At 26.3% G+C, this 24,833-nt stretch carries 27 protein-coding genes, 1 tRNA gene and 1 rRNA gene; 23 read left to right on the forward strand and 6 right to left on the reverse strand.

The genetic code is table 11. The annotated features are described in order from the left end of the window. Positions 1-31 precede the first annotated feature (31 nt). The 3 genes from B8063_RS04295 (at position 32) to B8063_RS04305 (ending at position 3,710) form a co-directional block, all read left to right on the forward strand. Positions 32-1,201, forward strand: a complete 1,170-nt coding sequence (locus B8063_RS04295) for a glycosyltransferase (protein ID WP_085069824.1) — start codon at positions 32-34, stop codon at positions 1,199-1,201. 99 nt (positions 1,202-1,300) lie between these two features. Further along, the gene (locus B8063_RS04300) at positions 1,301-2,419 is read left to right on the forward strand and encodes a hypothetical protein (RefSeq protein ID WP_085069826.1); all 1,119 of its coding nucleotides are present in this window, start codon (positions 1,301-1,303) and stop codon (positions 2,417-2,419) included. Positions 2,420-2,480: 61 nt separating this feature from the next. Beyond that, entirely contained in the window at positions 2,481-3,710 is a 1,230-nt protein-coding gene (locus B8063_RS04305) for an O-antigen ligase family protein (protein ID WP_085069828.1), read from the forward strand. A 649-nt stretch (positions 3,711-4,359) separates the two neighbouring features. On the opposite strand, the gene B8063_RS07170 is transcribed toward B8063_RS04305, so the two are convergent. Beyond that, positions 4,360-4,620, reverse strand: coding sequence for a hypothetical protein (locus tag B8063_RS07170; RefSeq protein ID WP_157101715.1), 261 nt, complete (start codon positions 4,618-4,620; stop codon positions 4,360-4,362). On the opposite strand from B8063_RS07170, the gene B8063_RS07175 reads away from it, so the two are divergent. The 20 genes from B8063_RS07175 to B8063_RS04405 all read left to right on the forward strand — a co-directional run bounded on the left by B8063_RS07175 (position 4,619) and on the right by B8063_RS04405 (position 22,908). Further along, entirely contained in the window at positions 4,619-5,122 is a 504-nt protein-coding gene (locus B8063_RS07175) for a hypothetical protein (RefSeq protein ID WP_157101716.1), read from the forward strand. The two genes, B8063_RS07170 and B8063_RS07175, sit on opposite strands and share 2 nt — an antisense overlap. Next, entirely contained in the window at positions 5,106-6,395 is a 1,290-nt protein-coding gene (locus tag B8063_RS04315; RefSeq protein ID WP_085069832.1) for a glycosyltransferase family 4 protein, read from the forward strand. The genes B8063_RS07175 and B8063_RS04315 overlap by 17 nt, the downstream gene beginning before the upstream one ends. 127 nt (positions 6,396-6,522) lie before the next feature. Next, the gene (locus tag B8063_RS04320) at positions 6,523-7,830 is read left to right on the forward strand and encodes a nucleotide sugar dehydrogenase (RefSeq protein ID WP_085069834.1); all 1,308 of its coding nucleotides are present in this window, start codon (positions 6,523-6,525) and stop codon (positions 7,828-7,830) included. Positions 7,831-7,875: 45 nt separating this feature from the next. Beyond that, the gene (locus B8063_RS04325; protein ID WP_085069836.1) at positions 7,876-8,565 is read left to right on the forward strand and encodes a CDP-alcohol phosphatidyltransferase family protein; all 690 of its coding nucleotides are present in this window, start codon (positions 7,876-7,878) and stop codon (positions 8,563-8,565) included. 17 nt (positions 8,566-8,582) lie between these two features. Further along, entirely contained in the window at positions 8,583-10,436 is a 1,854-nt protein-coding gene (gene asnB, locus B8063_RS04330) for an asparagine synthase (glutamine-hydrolyzing) (protein WP_085069838.1), read from the forward strand. Beyond that, entirely contained in the window at positions 10,433-11,530 is a 1,098-nt protein-coding gene (locus tag B8063_RS04335) for a glycosyltransferase (protein WP_085069840.1), read from the forward strand. Before asnB ends, B8063_RS04335 begins: the two co-directional genes overlap by 4 nt. 9 nt (positions 11,531-11,539) lie before the next feature. Next, the gene (locus tag B8063_RS04340; protein WP_085069842.1) at positions 11,540-12,520 is read left to right on the forward strand and encodes a thiamine pyrophosphate-dependent dehydrogenase E1 component subunit alpha; all 981 of its coding nucleotides are present in this window, start codon (positions 11,540-11,542) and stop codon (positions 12,518-12,520) included. Beyond that, positions 12,513-13,496, forward strand: a complete 984-nt coding sequence (locus B8063_RS04345; RefSeq protein WP_085069844.1) for an alpha-ketoacid dehydrogenase subunit beta — start codon at positions 12,513-12,515, stop codon at positions 13,494-13,496. The genes B8063_RS04340 and B8063_RS04345 overlap by 8 nt, the downstream gene beginning before the upstream one ends. A 65-nt stretch (positions 13,497-13,561) precedes the next feature. Continuing rightward, positions 13,562-14,146: a class I SAM-dependent methyltransferase gene (locus B8063_RS04350; RefSeq protein ID WP_198150950.1), complete on the forward strand. Its 585-nt coding sequence runs from the start codon at positions 13,562-13,564 to the stop codon at positions 14,144-14,146. A 2-nt stretch (positions 14,147-14,148) separates the two neighbouring features. Next, positions 14,149-15,255: a DegT/DnrJ/EryC1/StrS family aminotransferase gene (locus B8063_RS04355; protein WP_085069849.1), complete on the forward strand. Its 1,107-nt coding sequence runs from the start codon at positions 14,149-14,151 to the stop codon at positions 15,253-15,255. A gap of 10 nt (positions 15,256-15,265) precedes the next feature. Further along, entirely contained in the window at positions 15,266-15,994 is a 729-nt protein-coding gene (locus B8063_RS04360) for a sugar transferase (RefSeq protein ID WP_085069851.1), read from the forward strand. 103 nt (positions 15,995-16,097) lie between these two features. Further along, positions 16,098-18,029, forward strand: a complete 1,932-nt coding sequence (locus B8063_RS04365) for a polysaccharide biosynthesis protein (protein WP_085069853.1) — start codon at positions 16,098-16,100, stop codon at positions 18,027-18,029. A gap of 130 nt (positions 18,030-18,159) precedes the next feature. Beyond that, a 5S ribosomal RNA gene (rrf, locus tag B8063_RS04370) occupies positions 18,160-18,274 on the forward strand. Between the two features lie 8 nt (positions 18,275-18,282). Then, positions 18,283-19,176 (forward strand): NAD-dependent epimerase/dehydratase family protein, encoded by an 894-nt coding sequence (locus tag B8063_RS04375; protein ID WP_085069854.1) that lies wholly within the window; start codon positions 18,283-18,285, stop codon positions 19,174-19,176. Beyond that, entirely contained in the window at positions 19,176-19,301 is a 126-nt protein-coding gene (ykgO, locus tag B8063_RS04380) for a type B 50S ribosomal protein L36 (protein ID WP_085069880.1), read from the forward strand. Before B8063_RS04375 ends, ykgO begins: the two co-directional genes overlap by 1 nt. A gap of 4 nt (positions 19,302-19,305) precedes the next feature. Further along, a complete protein-coding gene (locus B8063_RS04385; protein WP_085069882.1) occupies positions 19,306-19,416 on the forward strand; it encodes an aa3-type cytochrome c oxidase subunit IV in 111 nt (36 codons plus the stop codon). Continuing rightward, on the forward strand, positions 19,417-20,505 hold the full coding sequence (locus tag B8063_RS04390; protein WP_085069884.1) for an NAD(P) transhydrogenase subunit alpha: 1,089 nt from the start codon (positions 19,417-19,419) through the stop codon (positions 20,503-20,505). Positions 20,506-20,507: 2 nt separating this feature from the next. Further along, a complete protein-coding gene (locus B8063_RS04395; protein WP_085069886.1) occupies positions 20,508-20,810 on the forward strand; it encodes a proton-translocating transhydrogenase family protein in 303 nt (100 codons plus the stop codon). Positions 20,811-20,819: 9 nt separating this feature from the next. Continuing rightward, positions 20,820-22,214 carry an NAD(P)(+) transhydrogenase (Re/Si-specific) subunit beta gene (locus tag B8063_RS04400; RefSeq protein WP_085069888.1) on the forward strand — a complete coding sequence of 465 codons (1,395 nt, stop codon included), beginning with the start codon at positions 20,820-20,822 and terminating at the stop codon, positions 22,212-22,214. 1 nt (position 22,215) lies between these two features. Then, positions 22,216-22,908 (forward strand): transaldolase family protein, encoded by a 693-nt coding sequence (locus B8063_RS04405; protein ID WP_085069890.1) that lies wholly within the window; start codon positions 22,216-22,218, stop codon positions 22,906-22,908. A gap of 3 nt (positions 22,909-22,911) precedes the next feature. Here the strand turns inward: B8063_RS04405 and B8063_RS04410 are convergent. The 5 genes from B8063_RS04410 to B8063_RS04430 form a co-directional block, all read right to left on the reverse strand. Beyond that, a tRNA-Met gene (locus B8063_RS04410) sits at positions 22,912-22,988 on the reverse strand. Between the two features lie 4 nt (positions 22,989-22,992). Next, positions 22,993-23,187 (reverse strand): 30S ribosomal protein S21, encoded by a 195-nt coding sequence (gene rpsU, locus B8063_RS04415; RefSeq protein WP_075521090.1) that lies wholly within the window; start codon positions 23,185-23,187, stop codon positions 22,993-22,995. 59 nt (positions 23,188-23,246) lie between these two features. After that, positions 23,247-23,816 (reverse strand): cell cycle transcriptional regulator TrcR, encoded by a 570-nt coding sequence (locus B8063_RS04420; protein ID WP_085069892.1) that lies wholly within the window; start codon positions 23,814-23,816, stop codon positions 23,247-23,249. Then, entirely contained in the window at positions 23,816-24,046 is a 231-nt protein-coding gene (gene rpmE, locus B8063_RS04425) for a 50S ribosomal protein L31 (RefSeq protein WP_075521083.1), read from the reverse strand. The genes B8063_RS04420 and rpmE overlap by 1 nt, the downstream gene beginning before the upstream one ends. Before the next feature lie 37 nt (positions 24,047-24,083). After that, positions 24,084-24,830: an inositol monophosphatase family protein gene (locus B8063_RS04430; RefSeq protein ID WP_085069894.1), complete on the reverse strand. Its 747-nt coding sequence runs from the start codon at positions 24,828-24,830 to the stop codon at positions 24,084-24,086. Positions 24,831-24,833 lie beyond the last annotated feature (3 nt).

The raw sequence follows: 24,833 nt of genomic DNA on the forward strand, positions 1-24,833 counted from the left end.
ATTTTAAATTTTAAAATATATAATTGATTTAATGAAAATAAAAAAAAAATGTGTCATCATAGGAGTAAAAAACACAGTTTTTTGTCCATTTGAAGTAAACGATAACACCGAAATTTCAAAATATTACAATTCAGTTGAATTATATTTCTTGAGGAATAGTAAAAAAAATGAATTACCAAAATATAATTCAAAAATAAAAGTTATAGATTCAAAATTAAATCTTTTTGATTTTTTTGCAAAAATAATATTTTCAAAGAAATTTTATTTTACATTAAAAACAATTATTACAACAGAAGATAACTTAATTGAAAAAATTAAACAAATTATTTTGATGCCGAGATCTATTATAATCAGCAATAAAATTAATGATAATCCCCCTGATAACATACATCTATTTTGGGGTCATTATCCAAGTTTAGTAATTCTAAATTTGAATAATAATATTAAATCAAAAATTAGCATTTTTCTTGGGGCCTATGATTTTAGAAAAAAATTAGAAATTTCAAAAATAGCATCAAAAAAATCTGAAATCATTTTTACACATACAAAAAAAAGAGTAAGACAAATTAAAAATTTTATAAAATGTAATAAAAAAATTGTTTGTAATTATAGAGGAATTAACTTAGATCAATTTAAATTTAATTTTAGAAGTTCAGACTTAAATAAAAAAAAATATTCTTTTTGTACTGTTGGTGTTTTAGAACCTCATAAGAATGTTGAGCAAGTAATTTATAGCTTCAACTTCATAAAAAAAAAATTTAACAAAGCAAAGCTGTTTATAATTGGCAGGGGCAGCAAGGAAGAGGATCTCAAAAAAATTGTAAAAAATCTTAACATACAAGACTCAGTAAAGTTTATGGGCTGGTTACCAAAAAAAAAATTATATAGAATTTTGCTTTCAACTCAATTTTATCTTCATTTTTCGAAAGTTGACGTGTTACCTAACAGCATTAAGGAGGCAATGTACTGCAAATGTTTTGTTTTAAGCTCTAAAACATTCGCTATACAAGAATTGGTTAAACATAATCAAAATGGTTTTTTAGTTAACCCTCTTGATTTAAACAAAACTATCAGAATTGTTAAATATTGCTTAGAAAATAAAGTAGCAAAGTCAATTCCATTAGCAGCGAAAGTATACATAAAAAATAAATTTAATTTAAAAAAAAATATTAAGAGTTTTTATGATCAAGTTTCAAAATAAATTTTTTATCTGAACGGATATTAAAAATTATATCATTGACAGCAAGAATTTACTATATAGATATTCAATTATACTAAAAATTACGATTATATAAAAATTATGTATACAGCTAAAAAATTTTTCTTAGATTTGAATAAAAATAAAATATTCATATTAATCCTAACTGGAATAATTACTTTATCGACATATGGATTTACAAATAAAATTAAAAAAAATGTATGGACTACAACTGTGTCGATTTTTGATTCACCATCGGAATTATTAATTTCAAATTGGGAAAAAAAAACAAAAACAAATTTTGATAATTTAAATTTTTTAAATGTATCAAGTAAGAATTTGAAAGATACTAAAATTAAAAATTTCTATGTTAATTTTAAAGATGAAGTGACTTCAAAAAATAACTTTATTGATTTCTTCAAAAATAATCAACAATGCTTAAAATTTTCAAAAGATAACAATATTACTGATATTAATAAATGGGTTAATTCTAAAATAAATATAAAATTTAAAAATATCACTCCAAAAAAAAAAACAACATCAAATGATATTTATTCTTTAGTAAAAATAAATTTTTATTTTCCAGAAAATTTTAAAAATATAGCTCCAACTGTAGCAAATCAATATTTGATTTATCAGTCTGAAATAAAAGGTAAAAATTTAAAAGCAATTATTTCTAATGACTTGGAAGAACAAATTAATGTAATAAAAATCAAAAAAAATATTTTCACGCTTAAACAGGAGGGATTCATAAAGAGCAAAATATTTAAACACAAACAAGCAATAAGAGCTGCTAAAGCTATTGGTTTAGAGGATAGCTTGGATAGTAAAAAGAGCAACATATATATAGGTCTTGAAAATAATAGTGTGACTGACGAAAATTTAAGCTCCATAGGATCAGGAGCAAATGTGGTTAATTTAAATGAACCTCTTTATTATAGGGGTCAAAAAATTTTAGAGGTTGAACTTGAAAATTTTAGTGAAGATTTAAAAAACATAGATTTGTCAGAGGAATATATAGGCTTAGATATTTTAGAAATAGCTTTGCTTGATCAACTAAAACAAATCAAAAATCAAAAATTTTTTTGGGATCCAATTGTCGATGGAGCTTTATTTTCTCAAAAAGAGAAATCTTTTGAAATTTTAATAACTATTTCAGCAATGTTATTTGGTATAGTTTTATCTATAATGATTGTTTTAGTACGTTCGTCAGTTTTTTAGTATTTAAAAAAAATTACTGTCAATGTGTTTGGTAAAAATTTATTTAAATTTTTAAAGTTTAATGTTCAGTTTAAAATTATTTAAAATAAATATTTTTAGTTTTTTATGTGCACTAATAGTGCCTTTTTTAGTATTAGGTCCATTTATACCAGACTTAATAATCTCTTTTTTATCTTTATTATTTTTGTATCACACTTGTTCAAATAACCAATATAAGGTTTATAACAATCCATTTTTTTTTGCATTTCTAACTTTTTGGTTCATATGCGTCATTTCCTCTTTGTTTTCAGATAATGTTTTTATAAGTTTAAAATCATCCTTTTTTTTTATAAGGATTGCTATTTTTGCACTTCTTATATCTTACTTAATAGAAACAGATAAAAAAATATTAACCTATTTTTACTACATATTTTTAATTACTTATACTATCTTAGTAATTGATGGTTTTACTCAGTACCACACTGGTGTAAATTTAATTGGATATCCTGTGGATGGAATTAGAGTATCTTCATTTTTCAAAGATGAGCTTATATTAGGTTCATTTCTTACAAGACTTTTCCCATTATTTTTCGCACTATTCATGATAAAAAAAAAAAATAATTTTGAGCTATGCTATGTATTTTTGTTGCTTGTTTTTGTTGATATATTAGTTTTTCTCAGTGCTGAAAGAACAGCTTTTGTACTTTTTAATCTCTCAACATTATTTATAATATTGTTTGTCTCAAAATATAAGTTTTTAAGATTATGTGCTCTTATAATATCTTTTTGCTTTATAACTTTTATTGCATCAACAAATAAACAAATTTATGAAAGATATATAACTAATCCAATTCAGGAAATGGGTCTTCAAAATGAAGTAGCTAAAAAGTATATATTTTCACCTTCACATGATTTTTTGATAAGAACATCATGGAATATGTTTTTGGATAAGCCTATTTTTGGTCACGGTCCAAAAATGTTTAGATTTCAATGTAAAGACGCTAAATATAAAGCAGACCCAAAAATGTCATGTGAAAACCATCCTCATAACTTTTACATGCAATTACTTGCAGAAACTGGGATTTTAGGCTTTTCTTTTTTACTCGGATTATTTATTTATTGTATATACATTATGTTAAAACATTTGTTTTATTTATTTAAATTTAAAAAAAGATTTTTATCCGATTATCAAATTTGTTTATTGGCCGGGCTATTTATAACTATTTGGCCCATATCAGCAAGTGGCAACATCTTTAACAATAATTTAATGATGTTATATGGTCTACAGATTGGTTTTTTCAAAAAAAAATAGATAATTAAAAATATTTATTGCAAGACAAAATTTGAAATAATTACTTCTTATATGTTAAGTATTTTTATACAGATTTTTTTAAATATATGAGCAAAACAGGTAACTTTTTTTTTTATTTTATAGTACTTTATACTTTTTCATTCCCGATTTTTGTAAATAATCTTGGATCTATCGGAAATATTTTAATTAACGGTACACTAATTTTGTTTCTTTCACCAATAATTATAAAAAATAATAAGTATTTAGTCTCTCAATTAAACAAAAATAATGATTTATTACTGATTTTATTATTAATTTTTTTGTATTTTGTAATTATAGTTCTAACAATCTTTGTTGGATCTTTTTATCATGACAATTTTTTAATCCTAAGAGATTTTTATGAATTGCATAAGCCCATATTATACATTTTAATAATTTTATATATTTATAATTATTTCAATATCAACACAACAAAATTTAATTTTGATCATATTTTTTATTTAATATTTTTAATTTTAATAATTTTTGCTTATTTTCAATTAGACAGATATAGAAGTTTAACGTTGTTATACACTGGGGAAAATATATACGAGTCAGAAAGACTCACAATACCTTTTGGCAATCCTTATGATTATGCTTTTGTAATGACTTTCTTTTGTATATTTTTTTTTTACAAATATGCATTATCAAAAATAATTTTTATATTTCCATTTTTAATATCGATATATCTATTAATTGAAACTGGATCAAGATCAAATGCTTTTGCCTTTTTAATCACATTTTTATTTTTTGTACCGCTTCTCGTTCTATTTTCAAATTTCAAAATGAGAATTAAGTTTTTCTTCTTTCTTAAATCAATAATATTAATTAGTATTCTGTTTTTTTTTCTTAACTCACCTTTTTCAGAAAAATTTTTTGAAGAACACGACATGGTTTATCTTCAATTCATAGATTTCCTAAATTATGGAGAAATTGGCGAATCTGGCAGAAATAGATTTGAGCAACTTAATATTATAGTTGAGAGATCATTAGACAATCCAATGATGATTTTATTAGGAAATGGTCCCACCAAAGGCCTTGAACTTGGTAAAACTAGTGATGGAATAATTTATTATTCAGAACATTTAGAGTCGTCAATTACATACATATATTTTAGATACGGTTTAATCGGTATTATTTTATTCACACTTTTATTTTTGAGTATCTTACGTATTTCTCTAATTGTTTGTAGAAATCTAAAAAGTCGACTTAAGCTCAAAGTTTTTAATTTATCATTTCTGACGTGGATAATCTCTATACCATTCGGATCCATAGGTGGTGTATTTTTTGAACAGCCACGCTCATCTTTCTTTTTCTATTTATTGATAGGGATTATCTTGTGTATAAAGAGTAAAATTAAATCTTTAAACCATACAAATGTCAAAAATTCCTAAGAATCGAAATAAAAAGTTAAAAGTATGGATTTTACAAACTGGGGAACCATTAATTATCGACGACGTAAACCCAAGACCTATGAGGGGAATGAATCTCGCAAGTAAATTAGTTGAAAGAGGACATGAAGTAATTTTTTTTTCAAGTAAATTTAATCATCAAAAAAAAAGACAAAGAAAACATAAAGAAAAATTAATTAAGTTTAATTCTAAACTTTCTTTTTATTTGATTGATAGTCCTGGTTATAAAAATAACATAAGTTTTAAAAGATTATATGATCACATTATTTTAGGATATAATTTAAAAAAAACATTATATTCAAAATTAGACTTACCAGACATAGTTTTCATTGGTTACCCTCCTATAGAAGTATCTTATGTTATGAGTGAATGGCTTAAAAAAAAAAAAATCCCCTATATATTAGATATTAAAGATCAATGGCCAGATTTAATAATTGAGGCTTTTCCAAAAAAAATCAGACTACTTATTAAGTTTATTTTATATCCTTATTATTATTTTGCGATTAGTACTATGAAAAGTGCTAACTCGTTGACCTCAATGTCAAAATCGTACTTAAAATGGGGTCAAAAATTTGCAAAAAAAATAAAAATTGAAAATGATAAAATTTTGCCTTTGGTTCCTGGTCGAAAAAATTTAGATGCTGATAAAATCAAATTTGCGAATGAATGGTGTGAATTAAACTTTATTAATAAGGAAAAAGATTTTAATATAATATTTCTTGGCACAATGTCCCAAGCATTTGAATTTGAAACAGTTATAAAATGTGCAAAGGAATTTCAAAATAGTAATGTAAAATTTATATTTTGTGGTGATGGAGAATTGAAAAATTCCCTTATAAGAAAAACAAATAATATAAAAAATATTTTTTTTTCAGGATGGATTGAAGAGGAAAAAATAAGTGCTATTGCTAATAGATGTTCATTAGCAATAGCTCCATATAGAAACATTAAAAATTTTAGAGATAATATTCCCAATAAAATTATTGATTATTTATCTTTTGGACTTCCTATATTATCATCTTTAACTGGTGAGGTTAAATCTCTATTAGACAAAGAAAAAATAGGTTTTAGTTATAACGAACAATCTTGCACATCCTTAAAACAAAAGATAATTAAATTTATTGATGATAAAGAAACGATGAAATTATATAGTAAAAATGCTTACAAACTATATTGCACTAAATATACCTACGATATCGTTTATGGTGATGCAGTTGATTTAATAGAAAAAATATATAAAACAAGCCAATTATAAATTTTAAATCTCATTTTTATAATTTACTTTCTTTTTTACTAAAAAAATAATTTATTTTAATTAATTAATAATAATGATAATTGAAGTTGTTATCAAAAAATTTTTATAATTCTTAAAACAAAATAAAATGAAAAAAAATAGATCAATTGAAAAATATAAAGTGGGTGTTATTGGTTTAGGTTATGTTGGATTACCTCGAGCTTTACAATTTTGTAAAAAAAAAATAAGTGTGATTGGTTTTGACATAGATAAAAAAAAAATTAGTAAATTAAATAATGGTGAGAGTTATTTGACAAATGTAAAAAGTAACGAGATAAAAAAATATATAAATAATGGTTCATTTATCCCAACTTCAGATTTTTCTTATATCAGATATGTAAATAATGTAATTATATGTTTGCCTACACCCTTAAAAAAAAATTATGATCCTGATCTATCTTATTTAAAAAACACTTTTAAGATAATAAAAAAATTTCTTATAAAAAAACAAATGATCTGTTTAGAGTCAACTTCTTACCCAGGTACTACATTTGAAGTCTTCGTAAAACCATTGAAAAAAAAATTTTCAATAGGTAAAGATTTTTATGTAAGCTTTTCACCAGAAAGAAACGATCCAGGATTGAAAATTGATATAAGTACTATACCAAAAATTGTGAGCGGTTACTCCAAAAATTGTATTATAAAGGCTGACAATTTGTACAAAAAAATATTTCAAAAAGTAATTAAAGTTAAAACTTTAGAAATAGCTGAAATGACGAAGATTTATGAGAATGTCTTTAGAGCAGTTAATATTGGATTTGTGAATGAAATGAAAAAAATTTGTAGCGCGATGAACATTGACATAACTAATGTAATTGAATCTGCAAAAACTAAACCATTTGGATTTATGCCATTTTATCCAGGTCCTGGACTAGGAGGTCATTGCATACCAATCGATCCATTTTATTTAAGCTGGAAAGCAAAAAAATTAGGCATAAAAACAGAATTTATTAAAATTTCAGGAAAAATAAATAGGTCAATGCCAAGCTGGATAATTAAAAAAGTCTTTGAATATTTCAAACAAAAACAGAAGTACTTAAAAAAAGATTTAAAAAATATGAAATTTTTGATTTTAGGAATTTCATATAAAAGAGATATTAATGACTTAAGAGAAAGCCCCGCGTTGGAAATAATCAATCAGCTTTTAAAATTTAAAGCATCTGTTGAATTTTATGACCCATTTTTTTCTAGAATACCGGTAACAAGAGAATTCAACTTACAAAAAGTAAAAAAAACAAGTTTAGATAAAAGCAAAATTTCAAAATTTGATGCAACAATTTTGGTAACTGACCATTCCAAAGTTGATTATAAGAAAATTTTAAAATATTCAAAAGTCATTTTTGATACCAGAAATAAATTAAGAAGCCATAATAATAAAAAAGTAATTAAATTATAATTATTTATGTGGTTATTTTAGAATTATAAACAATGAAATATTTCAATGAGCTTAAATCATAAAATACCATCAAGAAAAAACTATTTTGAACATATATATTCAATCATTGCCAAAAAAATAACACCAACATTTTTAAATTTTACGCCAAATCAAATAACAATTATATCTGGAATATTTGGAGTGATTGGTTCTATCTTATTAATTTCAAGTAATCATTTAATATTAATAATCTCATCAGTATTTATTCAAATTTACTCAATTTTAGACTTAGTTGATGGCAATATTGCAAGACAAAAAAATCTCCAGTCAAATTTTGGCATGTGGCTGGATATATTTTTTGATAAATTAATTGATTTTTTAATAATTTTTATTTTGTCTATTAGTGTTTACTTTCACACATCTAATGAAAATATTCTAATTTGGGGAATTTGCTTAATGGGAGTAGTTTTTTCAAATCAATTTGTCATGGTTCTTAATGACACTATTTTTTCGAAGTCTAGAACAGGTGGCACCTACTTTCTTGAAAATCAAAATCAAAAAAGTAAAATAAATTTTTTTTTATATTCTGTTAATTTTTATAGAGCTCACTTATCACTCCAACACAATACCTTTTTATTTTTAGTTTCATTTTTTGCAATTACTAATCAATTAGTTTTTGGGATATATTTTTTAACAATACATGGTGGCATTTCGTTGATTCTTGCCATTTTTGCTAATTTTTTAAGAATAAAATAAATTTAGAAAATATTAATATGTGCGGATTTTTAGGAATTACAGGAAATAATAATTTTTCAGATTATTCATTTAATATTGCATTTAATAAGTTGACTCATAGAGGTCCAGATGAAAGCAGAATAATTACAGATAACATTGTTAAGCTTGGTTTTAAAAGATTAAAAATTTTAGATTTGAGTAAAAATGGCAGCCAACCAATGTCAAATATTAATGAAGGTATATCAATTGTTTTTAATGGAGAAATTTATAACTACAAATTAATCAAAAAAGAAATGACTGATAGAGGAGTCAAATTTTTTGGAAGCAGCGATACTGAAGTTTTGTTAAACTATTATATTTTTTTAGGCCGAGATATCAATTTATTATTAAAAAACTGCAATGGCATGTTTTCGTTTGCATTAATAGATAGGTTTAAAAAAAAAATTTATATTGTCAGAGATAGACTAGGTGTAAAGCCACTTTATTATTTTGAGGATAAACAAAAATTAATTTTTTCATCAGAAATTAAGTCAATTAAATATTTAATTCAGAAACAAATTTTTAATTCAGACGAAGCTATATATGCATATTTAAAATTAGGATTTATTCCTACTTGGTTGTCAATATATAAAGAAATAAAAGCAGTACATCCAGGTGAGTTTGGAGAATGGGATATTGTTTCAAAATCATTAAATTTTAACAAATATTGGTCTACAGCAATCTATAACAAAAGATTAAAACCTTGCAAGATAGAATTAAAAGAAATAATTAAAGAAACTTTACTCGATGCAACTAAAATAAGACTTAATTCAGATGTTCCAATAGGAATTTTTCTTAGTGGTGGTATTGACTCGGGATTAGTTGCAGCGTCTGTGAAAAGATTAAATTTTAAGAATATAAAAGCTCACACTATAAGATTTGCAGGATCAGATAACGATGAAACAGAATTAGCTAGAACCACTGCAAACTTTTTAGGATTAGATTTAAGAATTCATGAAGCAAATGTAATAACTTTAGAAGATATAAAGTCTAATATTAAACACTTTGATTACCCTTTTGCTGATCCGTCGTCAATCGTTACAGATTTAATTTGCAAGAAAGCTAGCAAAGAGTCTACTGTGGTTTTGACTGGAGATGGTGGAGATGAAGCATTCGGGGGATATAGAGAATATATAAAATTAATGAAGTATAATTGGGTAAATAATATTCCAGACAAGCTTCTAAAAAAGATCTCAATTTTGCTCTCTATAATACCTAACAAAAGAATCAGACGTATTTCAAATAGATTAAATCTAAATAAAATTTCAAGAATAATGTGGACTCACATTTATCCTTTTGATGATGATCTAGAATATTTACTAGATAAAAATTTTTTGTCAGATAATAAATTTAATGCAGAAATAATTAATATGTTTGCTGATTGTAAAGATGAAAACGATTATCTAAATATTGCACAAACTGCAGATTTAAATTGTTATTTACCAAGCAATGTTTTGATAAAAACAGATATGATGAGTATGAAAAACTCAATTGAACTGAGATCTCCTTTTTTAGATTATAGACTTATTGAACTAGGGTTATCTCTTCCTGCAAAATATAAAGTAAATAAAAATATATCAAAAAGTATTCTTAGAGATATTGCAAAAGATTGGCTGCCAAGTGAAGTTTGCACTAGTGCCAAGAGAGGATTTGGCGTACCTTTGGAAAAATTACTTATAAAAAATAAATCTTTATCAGAGCAGGTTATTGATCAAATCATGTGCATTGAAAAATATAAATTCTTTTCAATTAAAAAATTAAAAAAATATTTAGAAAATAAAAATTTTTCAAATTCCTATCTCAGAACAATTTATAAACTCTATTGTTTAGGAGTCTTTTTAGATAATCAATGAATATAACTTTCTTAATAGATAATCTTAATGCAGGTGGTGCACAGAGACAGATATGTTACTTAGCGAATTTGCTACAAAAAAATAGCGATAGTGTCACTTTGGTGACATACAGAGGTAATAATTTTTTTTTGAAAGAATTAAAGAAAAATAAAATAAATTATGTAAGTTTAAAAAGTAATAGTAAGTTTTTGAGAATATTAAAAATAATTAAATTTTTAAAATTTTCGAAACACGATATTGTTATTTCTTATTTGAGAAATCCTTCATTAATAGCTGAAATATCAGGTTTTTTTGGTAGAAATTGGAAATTAATTGTTTCCGAAAGAAATAACCACATAAAATTAAATTTTTTTGACAAGTTTGTTCGTAGATTTTTTCATTTATTTGCTGATCACTTAATAGTTAATTCAAAAACAAATCTTAATGAAATAAAAAAAAATGCTCCATGGTTAAAAAAGATTTCTTTAATTCATAATTATACTGATCTAAATTTTTTCAGGCCAAATAATTACATTAAAAAAAAAGAAAAGGAAAATTTAAATTTAATCGGTGTAGGCAAATATTCGCATCAAAAAAATATTATTAATTTATTAAAAGCAATTCATATTTTGAAAAATCAAGTGCCTAACATAAAATTAGAGTGTAATTGGTATGGTGACAATTTTTTTCAATACAAAAAAAATCCATATTTAAAAAATATAAAATTATTAATTAAGAAATTTGGACTAAAAAAAATATTTTACATACATCCAGCAACTAAAAATATTTTAAATAAATATCATAATTCTTCTGCTCTTATATTACCCTCTTTATATGAGGGTTTTCCAAACGTAGGTTGTGAGGCAATAGCTTGTGGTTTGCCAATACTAATAAGCAATGTATCTGATAATAAAATTTTAGTGAAAAACTCTAATGGATACCTATTTGATCCAAATAGTCCAACTGATATTGCGAAAAAAATTTTATCTTTTTATAAACTAAGCCAAAAAGACAAAAAAAATATGTCTCTTAATAGCAGGAAAAATGCTGAAATATTATTTAATAAATATAAATATACAAAAAAACATTTGAGAGTTATCAATTCAATAGAATAATAATTAAAAATGACTAAACAAATAAATTTTAAAAAATTGATGAAATCTTATGAGTTAATTCTTAAAATTAGATATGCTGAAGATTTGTTGGGGAAAAAAAAAAAGAAAGGTTTTATTAATTCACCTGTTCATTTATCTGCTGGTCAAGAAGCTATACCAGTTGGTATAAGTTTAAATAGGAAAAGTGGAGATGTTTTTTTTGGAAACCACAGGTCTCACCATCATCTATTATCATTAGAGTCCAATCTTACTAAATTTTTTGCAGAGATTTTATGTAAAAAAAATGGATTGTCTGACGGATATGGTGCTTCAATGCACTTAGTTGATAAATCCAAAGGTTTTTTTGGCTCAGTTCCTATAGTTACTGGATCCTTATCGCTTGCAACAGGAGCGGCATTTGCATTAAAACAAAAAAAAACTGACAATATTGCTGTTGCTTATTTAGGTGATGGAGCTACAGAGGAAGGTGTATTTCATGAGTCTTTATTATTTTCTGGAAAATCCAATCTACCAATTTTGTATGTAATTGAAAATAATGAGTATTCTAGTAACATGCATATATCTTTGAGACAGGTAAGCAGCAATTTAACAAGATTTGCAAAAGCTCATGGTATAAATTATGTTAGCTTAAATGGTAATAGTATATTTGATGTATATTCAATAACGAAAAAAATAATATCAAAAATAAGGTCTTCAAAAAAGCCATTTTTAATAGAGGCCAAAACTTATAGATTTTATGGACATGTTGATTGGAGAGATGATATTGACGTTGGTATTGAACGTTCAAAAAGTAAACTTAATTATTGGAAAAAAAAAGATCCAATTAATTTAATTGAAAATTTTATCATTAAAAAAAAATTAATTTCACAGAAAAAATTAGATTTAATTAAAATTAAAGTTGATAAACAAGTTCAAAATTCTTGGATAAATGCAATTAAATTTAAAAATCAAACAAAATCCGATTTAAATAAAAATATTTTTAATGATTAAATATATCACATACTCCCAAGCAATAAGAGAGGCATTATATTACCTTTTAAAAACAGATAAATATTTTCATATTTTGGGACAAGGAGTAAATAGTCCTTGGTACGTAGGAGGAACTTTAAAAAATTTAGATAAATTATTTCCAAGTAGAGTCCTTGAGACTCCTGTAAGTGAAAATTTAATTAGCGGTGTTGGCATTGGATCTTCTATGTTAGGCACTAACTGCTTAGTAATTCATCCTAGAATGGATTTTATGCTTTACGCAATGGACTCTATAGTAAATCAAGGAGCAAAATGGAATTATGTAACCGGAGGATCAGTCAATTCATCTGTTACTATTAGGGGTATTATTAATAGAGGAGGAAGCCAAGGTGCACAACACTCCCAATCTTTGCACTCTGTATTTGGTCATTTTCCTGGTTTACGAGTTGTAATGCCTTATAGCCCGAATGATGCCCATGATTTGCTTATAGCTTCAGCTAGATGCAAGGATCCAGTTATTTATATAGATGATAGATGGCTCTACGAAACAAAAAGTTTATTTAAGCCTAATTACAAATTAGATTTAAATGAGGTCAAGCCAAAAGTTATTCAACAAGGTGAAGATCTAACAATAATTTCTAGCAGTTACTCAACTTATCTTGCTTTTAAAGCAAGTAAAATACTGAAAAAAAAACATAATTTAAAAATTGAGATAATTGATTTAAGATCAATCACACCTTTAGATACTAAAGTAATAGTAAAGTCGGTAAACAAAACTAGTAGATTTTTAGTAATAGATGGAAGTCACGAACAGTGTGGTTTTGGAAACAATCTTATTGGGTCAATTGTAAAAAATATCAATATCAAAAAACAAAAATGTAATCCAAAATTGATTTCTCTACCAAATACTCCAGCACCATCGTCAAAAATATTAGAAGATTTTTATTATCCAAAATTAAAAAATGTTGTTAATCTAGTCAAAAAAATGATGAATTAATTGTGTTTTTATTAATTAAACGATTCTTTGCATCTAATAAATATTTCTGGAAATACAGACATTTATTGCAAAAAAATTCTTTTCAAAGCAACTATGGAAAAGTTCCAAAAGAACATTTTAATAAAATATTTTATAATTTAGAAAAAAAAACAATTCTAGATTTTGGTTGTGCAACTGGTGACAAATTATTGTACTTTATTCAAAATAACGCAAAAAACCTATGTGGAATTGATATTAATAAAAGAGCTATCAGAACTGCTGAAAAAAAATTTCAAAATTATGATATAAACTATTATCTTTCAAGCAATGTTAATAAAAAGAAAATAGACTTATTTTTAAAAAAATCAAAATCAAAAATGTTTGACATAATTATTTTAGATAGAGTTTTATACATATTAAAAAAAGAGGAATTTAATAATAATATTAACTATTTTTCAAAAATAACCAAATATATGTATCTTGATGACTTTTTTTTAAAAAATAATAATAACGAAATTTTTTTTAGAAAAAATATAAAAGGATATACACACTCTAATTTTGATAAAATTTTAGACCAGCTATCATTTAAACTTGTATTTAAAGGTATTTCTCCTTATAAATCCGTAAAGTTTTCAAATCCAATGTCGGCATTATATAAATTAAAAAAATAAATATGAATGTACCATTTTTTGATTATCCAAAATTATATATCTCACACAAATTAAAATTTGACCAAATTTTTTCTCAAATAGCTAAAAGAGGTTCGTTTATTATGCAAGATGACCTAGAAAAATTTGAAAAAAAATTGTCGAATTACCATGACATTAGTTATTCTATTGGAGTTGGTAATGCCACAGATGCAATGCAATTGTTACTTAAAGCTGACAATATTGGATCTAACGATGAAATTATTTTTTGTTCTCACACAATGACAGCAACAGCCTCGGCAATAAAATTCACAGGAGCAAAACCAGTGGCTATTAATTGCAATAATGAATTTTTAATGGACTATAAAGAAATTGAATCAAAAATTAATTCTAGAACGAAAGGAATTTTTGTAACGCAATTGAATGGAAGGATTGCTGATATGGAGGAAATTTGTGAAATTGCAAAAAAAAATAATTTAAAAATATACGAAGATTCTGCACAAGCTATCGGTTCTAAATATCAAAATAAGTCAGCAGGATCATTTGGGGTTGGTGGATGTATAAGTTTTTACCCAGCAAAAGTTTTAGGATGTTTTGGTGATGGTGGCGCAGTAGTCACAAACAACAAAAAAATCTTTAAAAAAATAATGTTATTAAGAGATCATGGAAGAAAAAGCATTGAGGTTGTAAAATACTGGGGATTTAATTCAAGGCTAGATAATATTCAAGCTGGAATATTAAATTTTTTATTAACAAAAATTAAAAAAAATATTCAACATAGAAGAAATATTGCAAAAGTTTATTTTGAAGAGTTCTCTCAAAATCCATATATAAAATGTCCACCAAACAATTTAGTTGAAAATAACAGATTCGATAATTATCAAAATTTTGAAGTGCAATGCGAAAATCGTGATAATTTGAGAAAATTTTTATCTAATAATAAAATAGGTACAATTCTGCCTTGGGGTGGAAAAGCTGTTCATGAATATAAAAATCTTGGATGCAACACAAAAAATTTAAAATTTACTGAAAAAATAATGAGAAAATCATTATTATTACCAATGAATCAATTCATGAGTTTAATTCAAGCAAAGTACGTTGCAAAAAAAATAAACTTATTCTACAAGATATAAAAATATTTTAATGATATTTGAGAGATTGATTGCTCTGATTATTTTCTTAATTATCTTACCTTTAATTCTGATAATTTGTTTTATTATTTTTTTAAATGATTTCTCAAATCCAATTTATTCAGGGAAAAGAGTTGGAAAAGATTTTAAAACTTTTAGCCAATTTAAACTTAGATCAATGTCAAAAAAAAAAAAATATCTTTCTAATGTAACATCATCATCAGATAATGATCCGAGAATAACATCAATTGGTCGCTTTTTAAGAAAGACGAAATTTGATGAAATACCTCAATTAATAAATATTCTTCTTGGACAAATGTCATTTGTTGGACCACGTCCTAACGTAGTTAATGAGGTGGAAAAATATTATAATGAAGAGAAAAAATTATTAAGTGTAAAACCTGGAATAACCGATTTTTCGTCAATTGTTTTTTCAGACGAAGGGGAAATTTTAAGTGAATCCAAAGATCCAGATTTAGATTATAATTTATATATAAGATTTTGGAAAAGCTCTTTAGGAATAATTTATATTAAACATAGATCAGTTAAACTTTATCTTTATATTGTATTTTTAACAATTATGAATTTTTTCAATAGGGAAAAAACATTATTTTTAATTTCAAAAAAAATCAATGCACTATCAGATAAATACTCTTTAATTTCTGAAATTTGTTTAAGACAAAAAAAGTTAAAAGCAATTTCATTTAACAATCATAACTTTTTAAAATTGATGAATTACTAAATAAATTTCTTATAAGAAAGAATTTTTTGAAAATTAGAAAAGTCTTGTATATTTCTATATATAAGAAGTTATGAATAATGGTGTCAATTGAAAACAATAACATATGTTAAAAAAACTATATAATTTATTTGGCTCAATATCGGACCTTCCTAGATATGTTAAACAATTTGCAGCTGTCATTTGTGATTTTTCACTTACAATTATCTCTTTTTGGTTATCGTTTTATTTAAGATTAGATGAATTTATAAAATTAAAAGAAAATACTTTGACTTCTGCTTTAGCTTTGGCAGTTTTGGCAGTATTAGTATTTTGGATATCAGGTTTTTATAAAACGATATTTCGCTATTCAGGAAAATCAGCTTTATCATCAATTAGTTTAGCTATAGGGATCTATGGATTATTAACTATTATTTTAATTACAATTTATGGTATTTCTGGTGTACCAAGATCGATAGGAATTATACATCCATTAGTTTTATTTTTTTTAGTATATGTATCAAGATTATTTGTAAGATATTTCTTGGATGGAAACTTTTTTCTTAAAAATAATAAAAGCTCACAATCAAGAGTTATTATTTACGGAGCCGGAGCAGCTGGTAGACAATTAATATCAGTATTAGAAGATGCACGTGAAATGAAGGTGCTAGGTTTTATTGATGACAATTTGCAACTACAAAATAAACTCATAAATGGAATGATGGTTTATTCAGTAAAAAATTTAGATTATTTAATTAAATCAAAAGATGTATCACATGTTTTATTAGCAATTCCATCAGCCAATAGATCGAAAAGAATAGAAATTTTAGATAAAATAAAAAAATATAAAGTTGCAGTAATTACTCTTCCAAGTTTTTCAGATATAATTAAGGGTAAAATATCTACTTCTGATATTAAGGAATTAGACATTGAGGATTTGCTTGGCAGAGATCAAGTTTTACCAAATCAGGATTTATTGAATAAAAATGTAAAAAATAAAACTATAATGGTCACGGGTGCCGGAGGTTCAATTGGTTCTGAGTTATCAAGGCAAATTATAAAACTTGATCCTAAAGAGTTAATTTTGATTGATATAAGCGAGCATAGTCTTTACAAAATTTACTCAGAACTTGAACAAATAAAATTAAAAATTGAGAAACAGTTGATCATAACGCCTATAATAGCCTCAATTCAAGATGAAGTACGAATTGAAAACATTATAAAAACTTTTAGACCAAATACTTTATATCATGCTGCAGCTCACAAGCATGTTCCTTTAGTTGAGGAGAATATTTGTGAAGGATTAAACAATAATATTTTTGGTACATTAAAAATTGCAAAAATTGCATTTTCCTATGAAATTTCAGATTTTGTATTAATTTCAAGTGATAAAGCAGTTCGACCTACGAATGTAATGGGGGTAAGTAAAAGAATTTCAGAACTTTGTTTGTTGGCTTTCGCAGGTGAAAATAAACATAAAACAAAGGTTTCTTTAGTAAGATTCGGTAATGTATTGGGTTCTTCTGGTTCCGTTATACCAAAGTTTAAAGATCAAATAAAAAAAGGTGGCCCTGTAACTCTTACTCATCCAGAAGTTACTCGTTATTTTATGACTGCGTCAGAAGCAGCTCAATTAGTAATCCAAGCAGGTGCATTATCTCAGGGAGGAGACTTGTTTATATTAGAGATGGGAAAACCTATAAAAATAAAAGATTTAATTAAAAAAATAATTAGCCTTTCAGGATTATCAATTAAAGATAAAGATAATCCAGATGGGGATATTTCGATCGAAATCACAGGATTACGCCCAGGTGAAAAACTTTATGAGGAATTATTATTAGGACAAAATCCAAAATCAACTATTCACCCAAAAATTCAAAAAGTAGAGGATCCATATATGAATTGGAGGGAGTTAAAACCACACTTATTGTCACTAGAAAAATTAATAGAAGCTTCAGATGTTAAGGAAATTTTGAAAATATTAAAAAAAATTGTAAACGAATATGAAATTAACAATAATATAGTAGATCATGTTTATAAGTTCAAAAATAACAAATAATTATGCAAAAAAGATTAATAAACTAATTAGAGCTCCTAATTGTTAATATTTCCAATTTAATTTAATCTTTTATCAAAATTTTCTTGATGAATAACTTTACATAAAGCTTAATTTTTAGTATGTAATCATGCCTGGTAATTATTGCGAAAGTGTAATACCCGATCCCATTCCGAACTCGGAAGTCAAGCCTTTCTGCGCCAATGGTACTTTGTCTTAAGACATGGAAGAGTAGGACATTGCCAGGCTAATCCAAATGAAAGATATTATTGTTGTAACGGGTGGAGCTGGATTTGTTGGTACAAATTTAATTCAGAAACTTTTAAAGAACACTAAATTTAAAATTTTTAGTTTAGATAATTATTCTACTGGGAATAAAAAAAATCACATAATAAACTCTAGAGTAAAGTATTACCGCGGAAGCACGAAAGATATAGATAAAATATTCAAAAAAAATAAAAACAAAATAAAATCAATTTTCCACTTTGGCGAATTTGCTAGAATTTTTCAGAGTTTTAAAAAATTTGATGAATGTTATACGTCTAATACAATAGGATCAGAGTCAGTTTTTAACTTTTGTTTAGAAAATAAAATTAAACTGATTTACTCGGCTACATCAGCAAGTTTAGGAAATAATGGAAATGATAAAAATCTTTCACCATATGCATTTACAAAATCAAAAAATTTAGAATTGCTTGAAAATTTAAAAAAATGGTTTAATTTTAAATTTGAGGTAATTTATTTTTATAATGTCTATGGCCCTGGTCAAATTGAAACTGGAGAAATGGCTACAGTTATTGGAATTTTTCAAAATCAATATAGAAATAAATTACCTTTATCCGTTGTAAGTCCAGGTACTCAAACTAGAAGATTTACATATATTAAAGATACTATTGATGTTTGTTATGAGGCATGGAAAAAAAATAAATCAAAACATTATAGTATTTCACATAAACAAAGCTTTTCGATTCTAAAAGTTGCAAAAATGTTTGGCAGTAAAATAAAGATTTTACCACCTAGAGAGGGAGAAAGGTTTGCTTCTGCTATGACAAAAATGTCATTAAGAAACAAAATAATAAGAAGATATGGAAAAAAAAGTTTGAAAGATTATGTTGCTTCGTTTATTAAAGACCAGAAAATTTTAAAATAATGAAAATTGCCAGTTCTTTAAAGTCATTGAAAAAAAGAGACCTAAATTCTAAATTGGTAAGAAGACGCGGTCGTGTTTATATTATCAATAAAAAAAACCCTAAATTTAAAGCAAGACAGAAATAGTTTGATGGATAATGAGAACCATAAAAATACTTGGAATAATTTTACCAAATTTGTACTTTGGGGAACTATTGCTGTAATTTGTGTTTTAGTATTGATGGCAATCTTTCTTTTATAAATGAAATTAGGATCAATAAAAGAAAACCTAGAAATAGAAAAGCGTATAGCTATTACACCAGAAATAGTTAAAAAATATAAATCATTAAATCTTAATATAATTCTACCCAAAGGGTATGGTGAACATCTAGGTATTTTTGATAAGGAATTTATTAATGAGGGAGCAGAAATATTGGATAATGAACATAAAGTATTATCGGAGGCTGATGTAGTTTTACAAATGAATTTAATTGCTGAAGAAAATTTTGAAAAATTGAAAAATAAGCAAATTTTAATCGGTGTTTTAAACCCTTACTCAAATAAAGAAAAAATTAATAAACTTTTAGAAAAAAAAATAAATTGTTTTTCACTTGAACTTTTACCAAGAATTACAAGAGCACAATCAATGGACATACTTTCATCTCAAGCAAATTTAGCGGGATATAAAGCAGTAGTAGATTCCTTCGCTTATTATCAAAAAGCTATACCTATGATGATGACTGCCGCAGGCACAATCCCGGCGGCTAAAGTATTAGTAGTAGGAGCAGGTGTTGCAGGTTTACAAGCTATAGCGACAGCAAAAAGGATGGGAAGTATAGTTTATGCAACAGATGTAAGGCTAGCATCAAAGGAACAAGTTGAGAGTTTAGGTGGCAAATTCCTAGTTGTTGAGGGTGCAGAAAATTTAGAGACCGAAGGTGGGTATGCAAAAGAAGCATCTGAAGAATTTAAACAAAAACAAGAAAATTTAATAAAAGAAACATTAAAAAAAATTGATATAGTTATTTGTACTGCTTTGATACCAGGAAAAAAAGCTCCATTAATTGTTAAAAAAGATATGATTGAAGCGATGCAAAGCGGGTCTGTAATTTATGATCTTGCAGCTTCTCAGGGAGGAAATACTGAGCTTACAAAAGTAAATGAAATTATAGATCATAATGGAGTTAAAATAATGGGAGATAGCAATATTTTAAATAAACTTCCAAATTCGGCCTCAAATTTATATGCAAAAAATATGTTCAATTTTGTAAGCAATTTATATGATAAAGATAATAAAAAATTTTCTATTAATCTTGAAGATGAAATTATAGAAAAAACTCAAATTAAATAATTATGGAAATAGATCCCTTTATATTCAGATTTAGTATATTTATATTATCAATTTTTGTTGGCTATTACGTGGTTTGGAGTGTAACACCATCTCTACATACTCCATTAATGTCAGTTACAAACGCAATTTCTTCTGTAATAATTGTAGGTGCAATAATTGCAGCTTTAGAAAGCAACTCAGATAAAATTTTTGAAACTTCAAGTATATTTGGTTTTCTTGCAATTATTTTAGCAGCTGTGAATATCTTTGGTGGTTTTTTGGTTACTCAAAGAATGCTTCAAATGTATAAGAAAAAAAAGAAATAAAATTAATTTATGTCAGCAAATCTTTCCGCAACCTTTTACTTAATTTCTGGAATTTTATTTATTTTAGCTCTTAGGGGCCTATCTTCTCCAGAGACATCAAGGCAAGGAAATTATTTTGGTATTGCAGGTATGGCGATAGCAATAATTGTTACTTTCTTGTCAGTTGGAAATTTTGGCTCTGGTTTTATTTATGTTTTGATATTTTTAGTAATTGGTGGATCTATTGGTGCATTTATAGCATTTAAAATCCCAATGACTGCGATGCCAGAACTTGTTGCAGGATTTCATAGTTTAGTTGGTTTAGCTGCGGTTTTTGTTGCAATTTCTGCATTTTTAAATCCAGAAGCTTTTAATCTTGGAAGTACAGGAAGTATAAAACTTGCAAGTTTAATTGAAATGTCTTTAGGAGCTGCAATTGGAGCAATTACATTTTCTGGTTCAATTATAGCCTTCTTAAAATTAAGAGGCATAATGTCAGGCGCGCCAATTACTTTTAAAGGACAACATTTTATTAATCTATTTATAGGATTGGCAATTATTTTTTTAATTTATTATTTATGTAAAACTCAATCATCAAATATTTTTTGGACAATTGTAGCTATTTCTTTTTTAGTTGGGGTTTTGCTAATTATTCCAATCGGAGGAGCGGATATGCCAGTAGTAATTTCTATGCTAAATTCATATTCTGGTTGGGCTGCAGCTGGTATCGGATTTACATTAGAAAATACAGCTTTAATTATTACTGGAGCTTTAGTTGGATCATCTGGAGCTATTCTTTCATACATAATGTGCAAAGGTATGAATAGATCATTCTTTAACGTAATTCTTGGAGGGTGGGGAGCAACAGATCAAGCATCATCAGAACAAAGTAAGGAACAAAAACCAACAAAAAGTGGGAATGCAGATGATGCAGCTTTTTTAATGAAAAATGCATCTTCTGTAATAATTGTGCCTGGTTATGGTATGGCTGTTGCTCAAGCACAACACGCATTAAGAGAAATGGTAGATGCATTAAAAAAAAATGGTGTAAAAGTTTCTTATGCAATTCATCCTGTAGCTGGAAGAATGCCTGGACATATGAATGTGTTATTGGCTGAAGCAAATGTTCCTTATGATGAAGTATTTGAATTAGAGGAAATAAACAACGATTTTGCAAACTGTGATGTTGCTTATGTAATTGGAGCAAACGATGTTACAAATCCTGTTGCTAAGTCTGACCCGCAAAGCCCAATATACGGCATGCCTGTTTTAGATGTTGAAAAAAGTAAATCAGTTTTATTTGTAAAAAGAAGTTTGTCACCAGGTTATGCTGGAATTGATAATGATCTATTTTATAGAGATAATACTTTGATGCTGTTTGCAGACGCAAAAAAAATGACAGAAGAAATAGTTAAGAGTTTGTAAATTGATAAAAATTTTTTGTGATATTGCAAATATAAATCAAATTAAAAAATATAATAAAAAAAAAATAATTAAAGGTTTTACAACTAATCCTAGCTTAATGAGGAAAGCTGGAGCTAAAGACTATACTAAATATTCCAAAAATATTCTTGCTGTTACCAACAAACCTGTTTCTTGTGAAGTATTTGCCGATAATTCAAAAGAAATGATATTACAGGGCAATAAAATAAATAAATGGGGAAGAAATGTTTACGTTAAAGTTCCTGTAACTAATTCTGAAGGAAAATTTATGGGGGCCGCTATAGAGACTTTAAACAAAAATAAAGTAAAGCTAAATATAACAGCAGTTTACACAGCAAAACAAACCAGACAAATATTAAGCAAAATAGATAAAAGAACAAAAGTAATAATATCAATATTTGGTGGTAGAATGGCCGATGCAGGCAAAGATCCAGTACCTGAATTTAAAAAAAGTATACAATTTTCAAAAAATTTTAAAAATGTTGAAATACTTTGGGCAAGTACAAGAGAGCCGTACAATTATATCCAAGCAAAGCAATTAGGTTGTCAAATTATTACAGTACCACCCTCTATAATAGAAAAAATTGAAAAATTTGGAAAAAGTTTTCAAAAACTTACAACAGATACTGTTAAAGGTTTTTTGATAGACTCAAAGAAATCTAAATTTAAAATTTGAAATTGGTTGCGGGGGACGGATTTGAACCGTCGACCTCAAGGTTATGAGCCTTGCGAGCTACCAGGCTGCTCCACCCCGCGATAATTAAATCCTATTCTTGAGTTTGTTAAGTTTTTTTACTCTTTTAATGTTTTCTTGAAGAATCCTTTTTTTCTTTTCTGATGGTTTTTCATATGTATTCTTTAACTTTATAATCTTAAAAAAACCATCACGTTGAAGTTTTCTTTTTAAAACTCTCAGTGCTTGCTCAACATTATTATCTTTAACTTCTATTTTAATAACAACCTCCAAAAAGTGGCATTAGTTATCACTTTATAAATTATTTGTCTATTATTCATTTATTTTAAGTTTTGTGCTCTTTCTTTCTCTTTTCTCTCTCTCTTAATTCGTCTTTCTGCCTTATCAATTGCATCTACAAGTTCTTTCTGAGAAAATAATCCCATAGCCACAGGATCTTTTGCATTTAGATTATTAAAGTTCCAATAACTTTTATTTCTTATTGCTGTGACCGAGTTCTTAGTAACTCCAACAAGCTTTGCAATTTGTGAGTCTTTTAAAATGCTATGTTGTTTAATCAACCAAAGAGCAGAATCTGGCTTATCTTGACGTTTTGATAATGGAACATATTTTTTAATTTTCTTTTCTGTATTCTCAATTTCAACATCATTTGTTTTTAAATTTAACGGTCTATTGTTATCCTCAGATGATAAGTTAATTTCTTCTCTAGTAAGTTGACCAGACATAATTGGGTTGTACCCGACTATACCTTTTGCAACTTCACCATCAGCTATTCCTTGAACTTCTACCTCATGAAGTTTGCAAAAATCTGCAATTTGTTTAAATGTAAGTGTAGTATTTTCAACTAGCCAAACAGCGGTTGCCATCGGCATTAAAGGTGCGTTAGACATTAACTATTTTTCTCTGATCTAAAATTTTGGAATTTTTTATTGAACTTACTTATTCTACCTTTATCTAATATTTTTTGTTTTCCACCTGTCCAAGCAGCATGCGATTTAGGGTCAATTTCTAATTTTAGAACCTCTCCTTCAGATCCCCATGTAGATTTAGTTTCAAATTGAGATCCGTCTGTCATTTCAACTTTAATTGTATGGTAGTTAGGGTGTAAATTTTTTTTCATAGTGATCGGTTTATAGCAAAAGTAATCTTTAAAACAATTAAAAGTTTTTTATTTTTTCAAGCATTTTTTTGTAAATATTACTGTTTGAGGCCCTTAGATCTATAGCTTCATCTTTAAACGCACTAATGTCACTTACTTTACCACCTGCTTCATCAATGATTAAAATACCAGCTGCAATATCCCATATATTAATTTTGTTATGAAAAAAACCATCTAATCTTCCAGATCCTACATATGCCAAATCAAGAGCTGCACATCCAGTATTTCTCATATTTAAATTTGGAGTTGCAAATTTTACTCCATAGCTATTAGAGGAAAATAAACATTCTTCCAAATCAATTTTACTAGAAACTCTTACTCTATGATTGTTAAAATATGCTCCACTGTTTTTTTCAGCATAAAAAATCTCATTTTTAATTGGATCAAAAATTAAACCAGATTTCAATTCATCATTAATCCTCAAAGCTATTGATATAGCAAAGTGAGGTATTCCATGCATGAAATTAATTGTTCCATCTATCGGATCAATTATCCAACAAGCTTCTTCATTTGTATTTTTGATTATTCCACTTTCCTCAGTAATAAAAGAATAATTTTTTTTTGCTTTTGAAAGTTCTTCAATAAGTATTTTTTCTACTTTTTTATCTGTCTTAGTTACAAAGTCTCTTGGACCTTTTTTAGATACTTGTAAATTTTCTATTTCACCAAAATCTCTTATAATTACTTTAGAAGCTTTTTCACAAGCTTTAATCATAATATTTAAATTTGGGGAAATTGAATTCATCAA

The sequence above is a fragment of the Candidatus Pelagibacter sp. RS40 genome (assembly GCF_002101295.1).
Lineage (GTDB): Bacteria > Pseudomonadota > Alphaproteobacteria > Pelagibacterales > Pelagibacteraceae > Pelagibacter.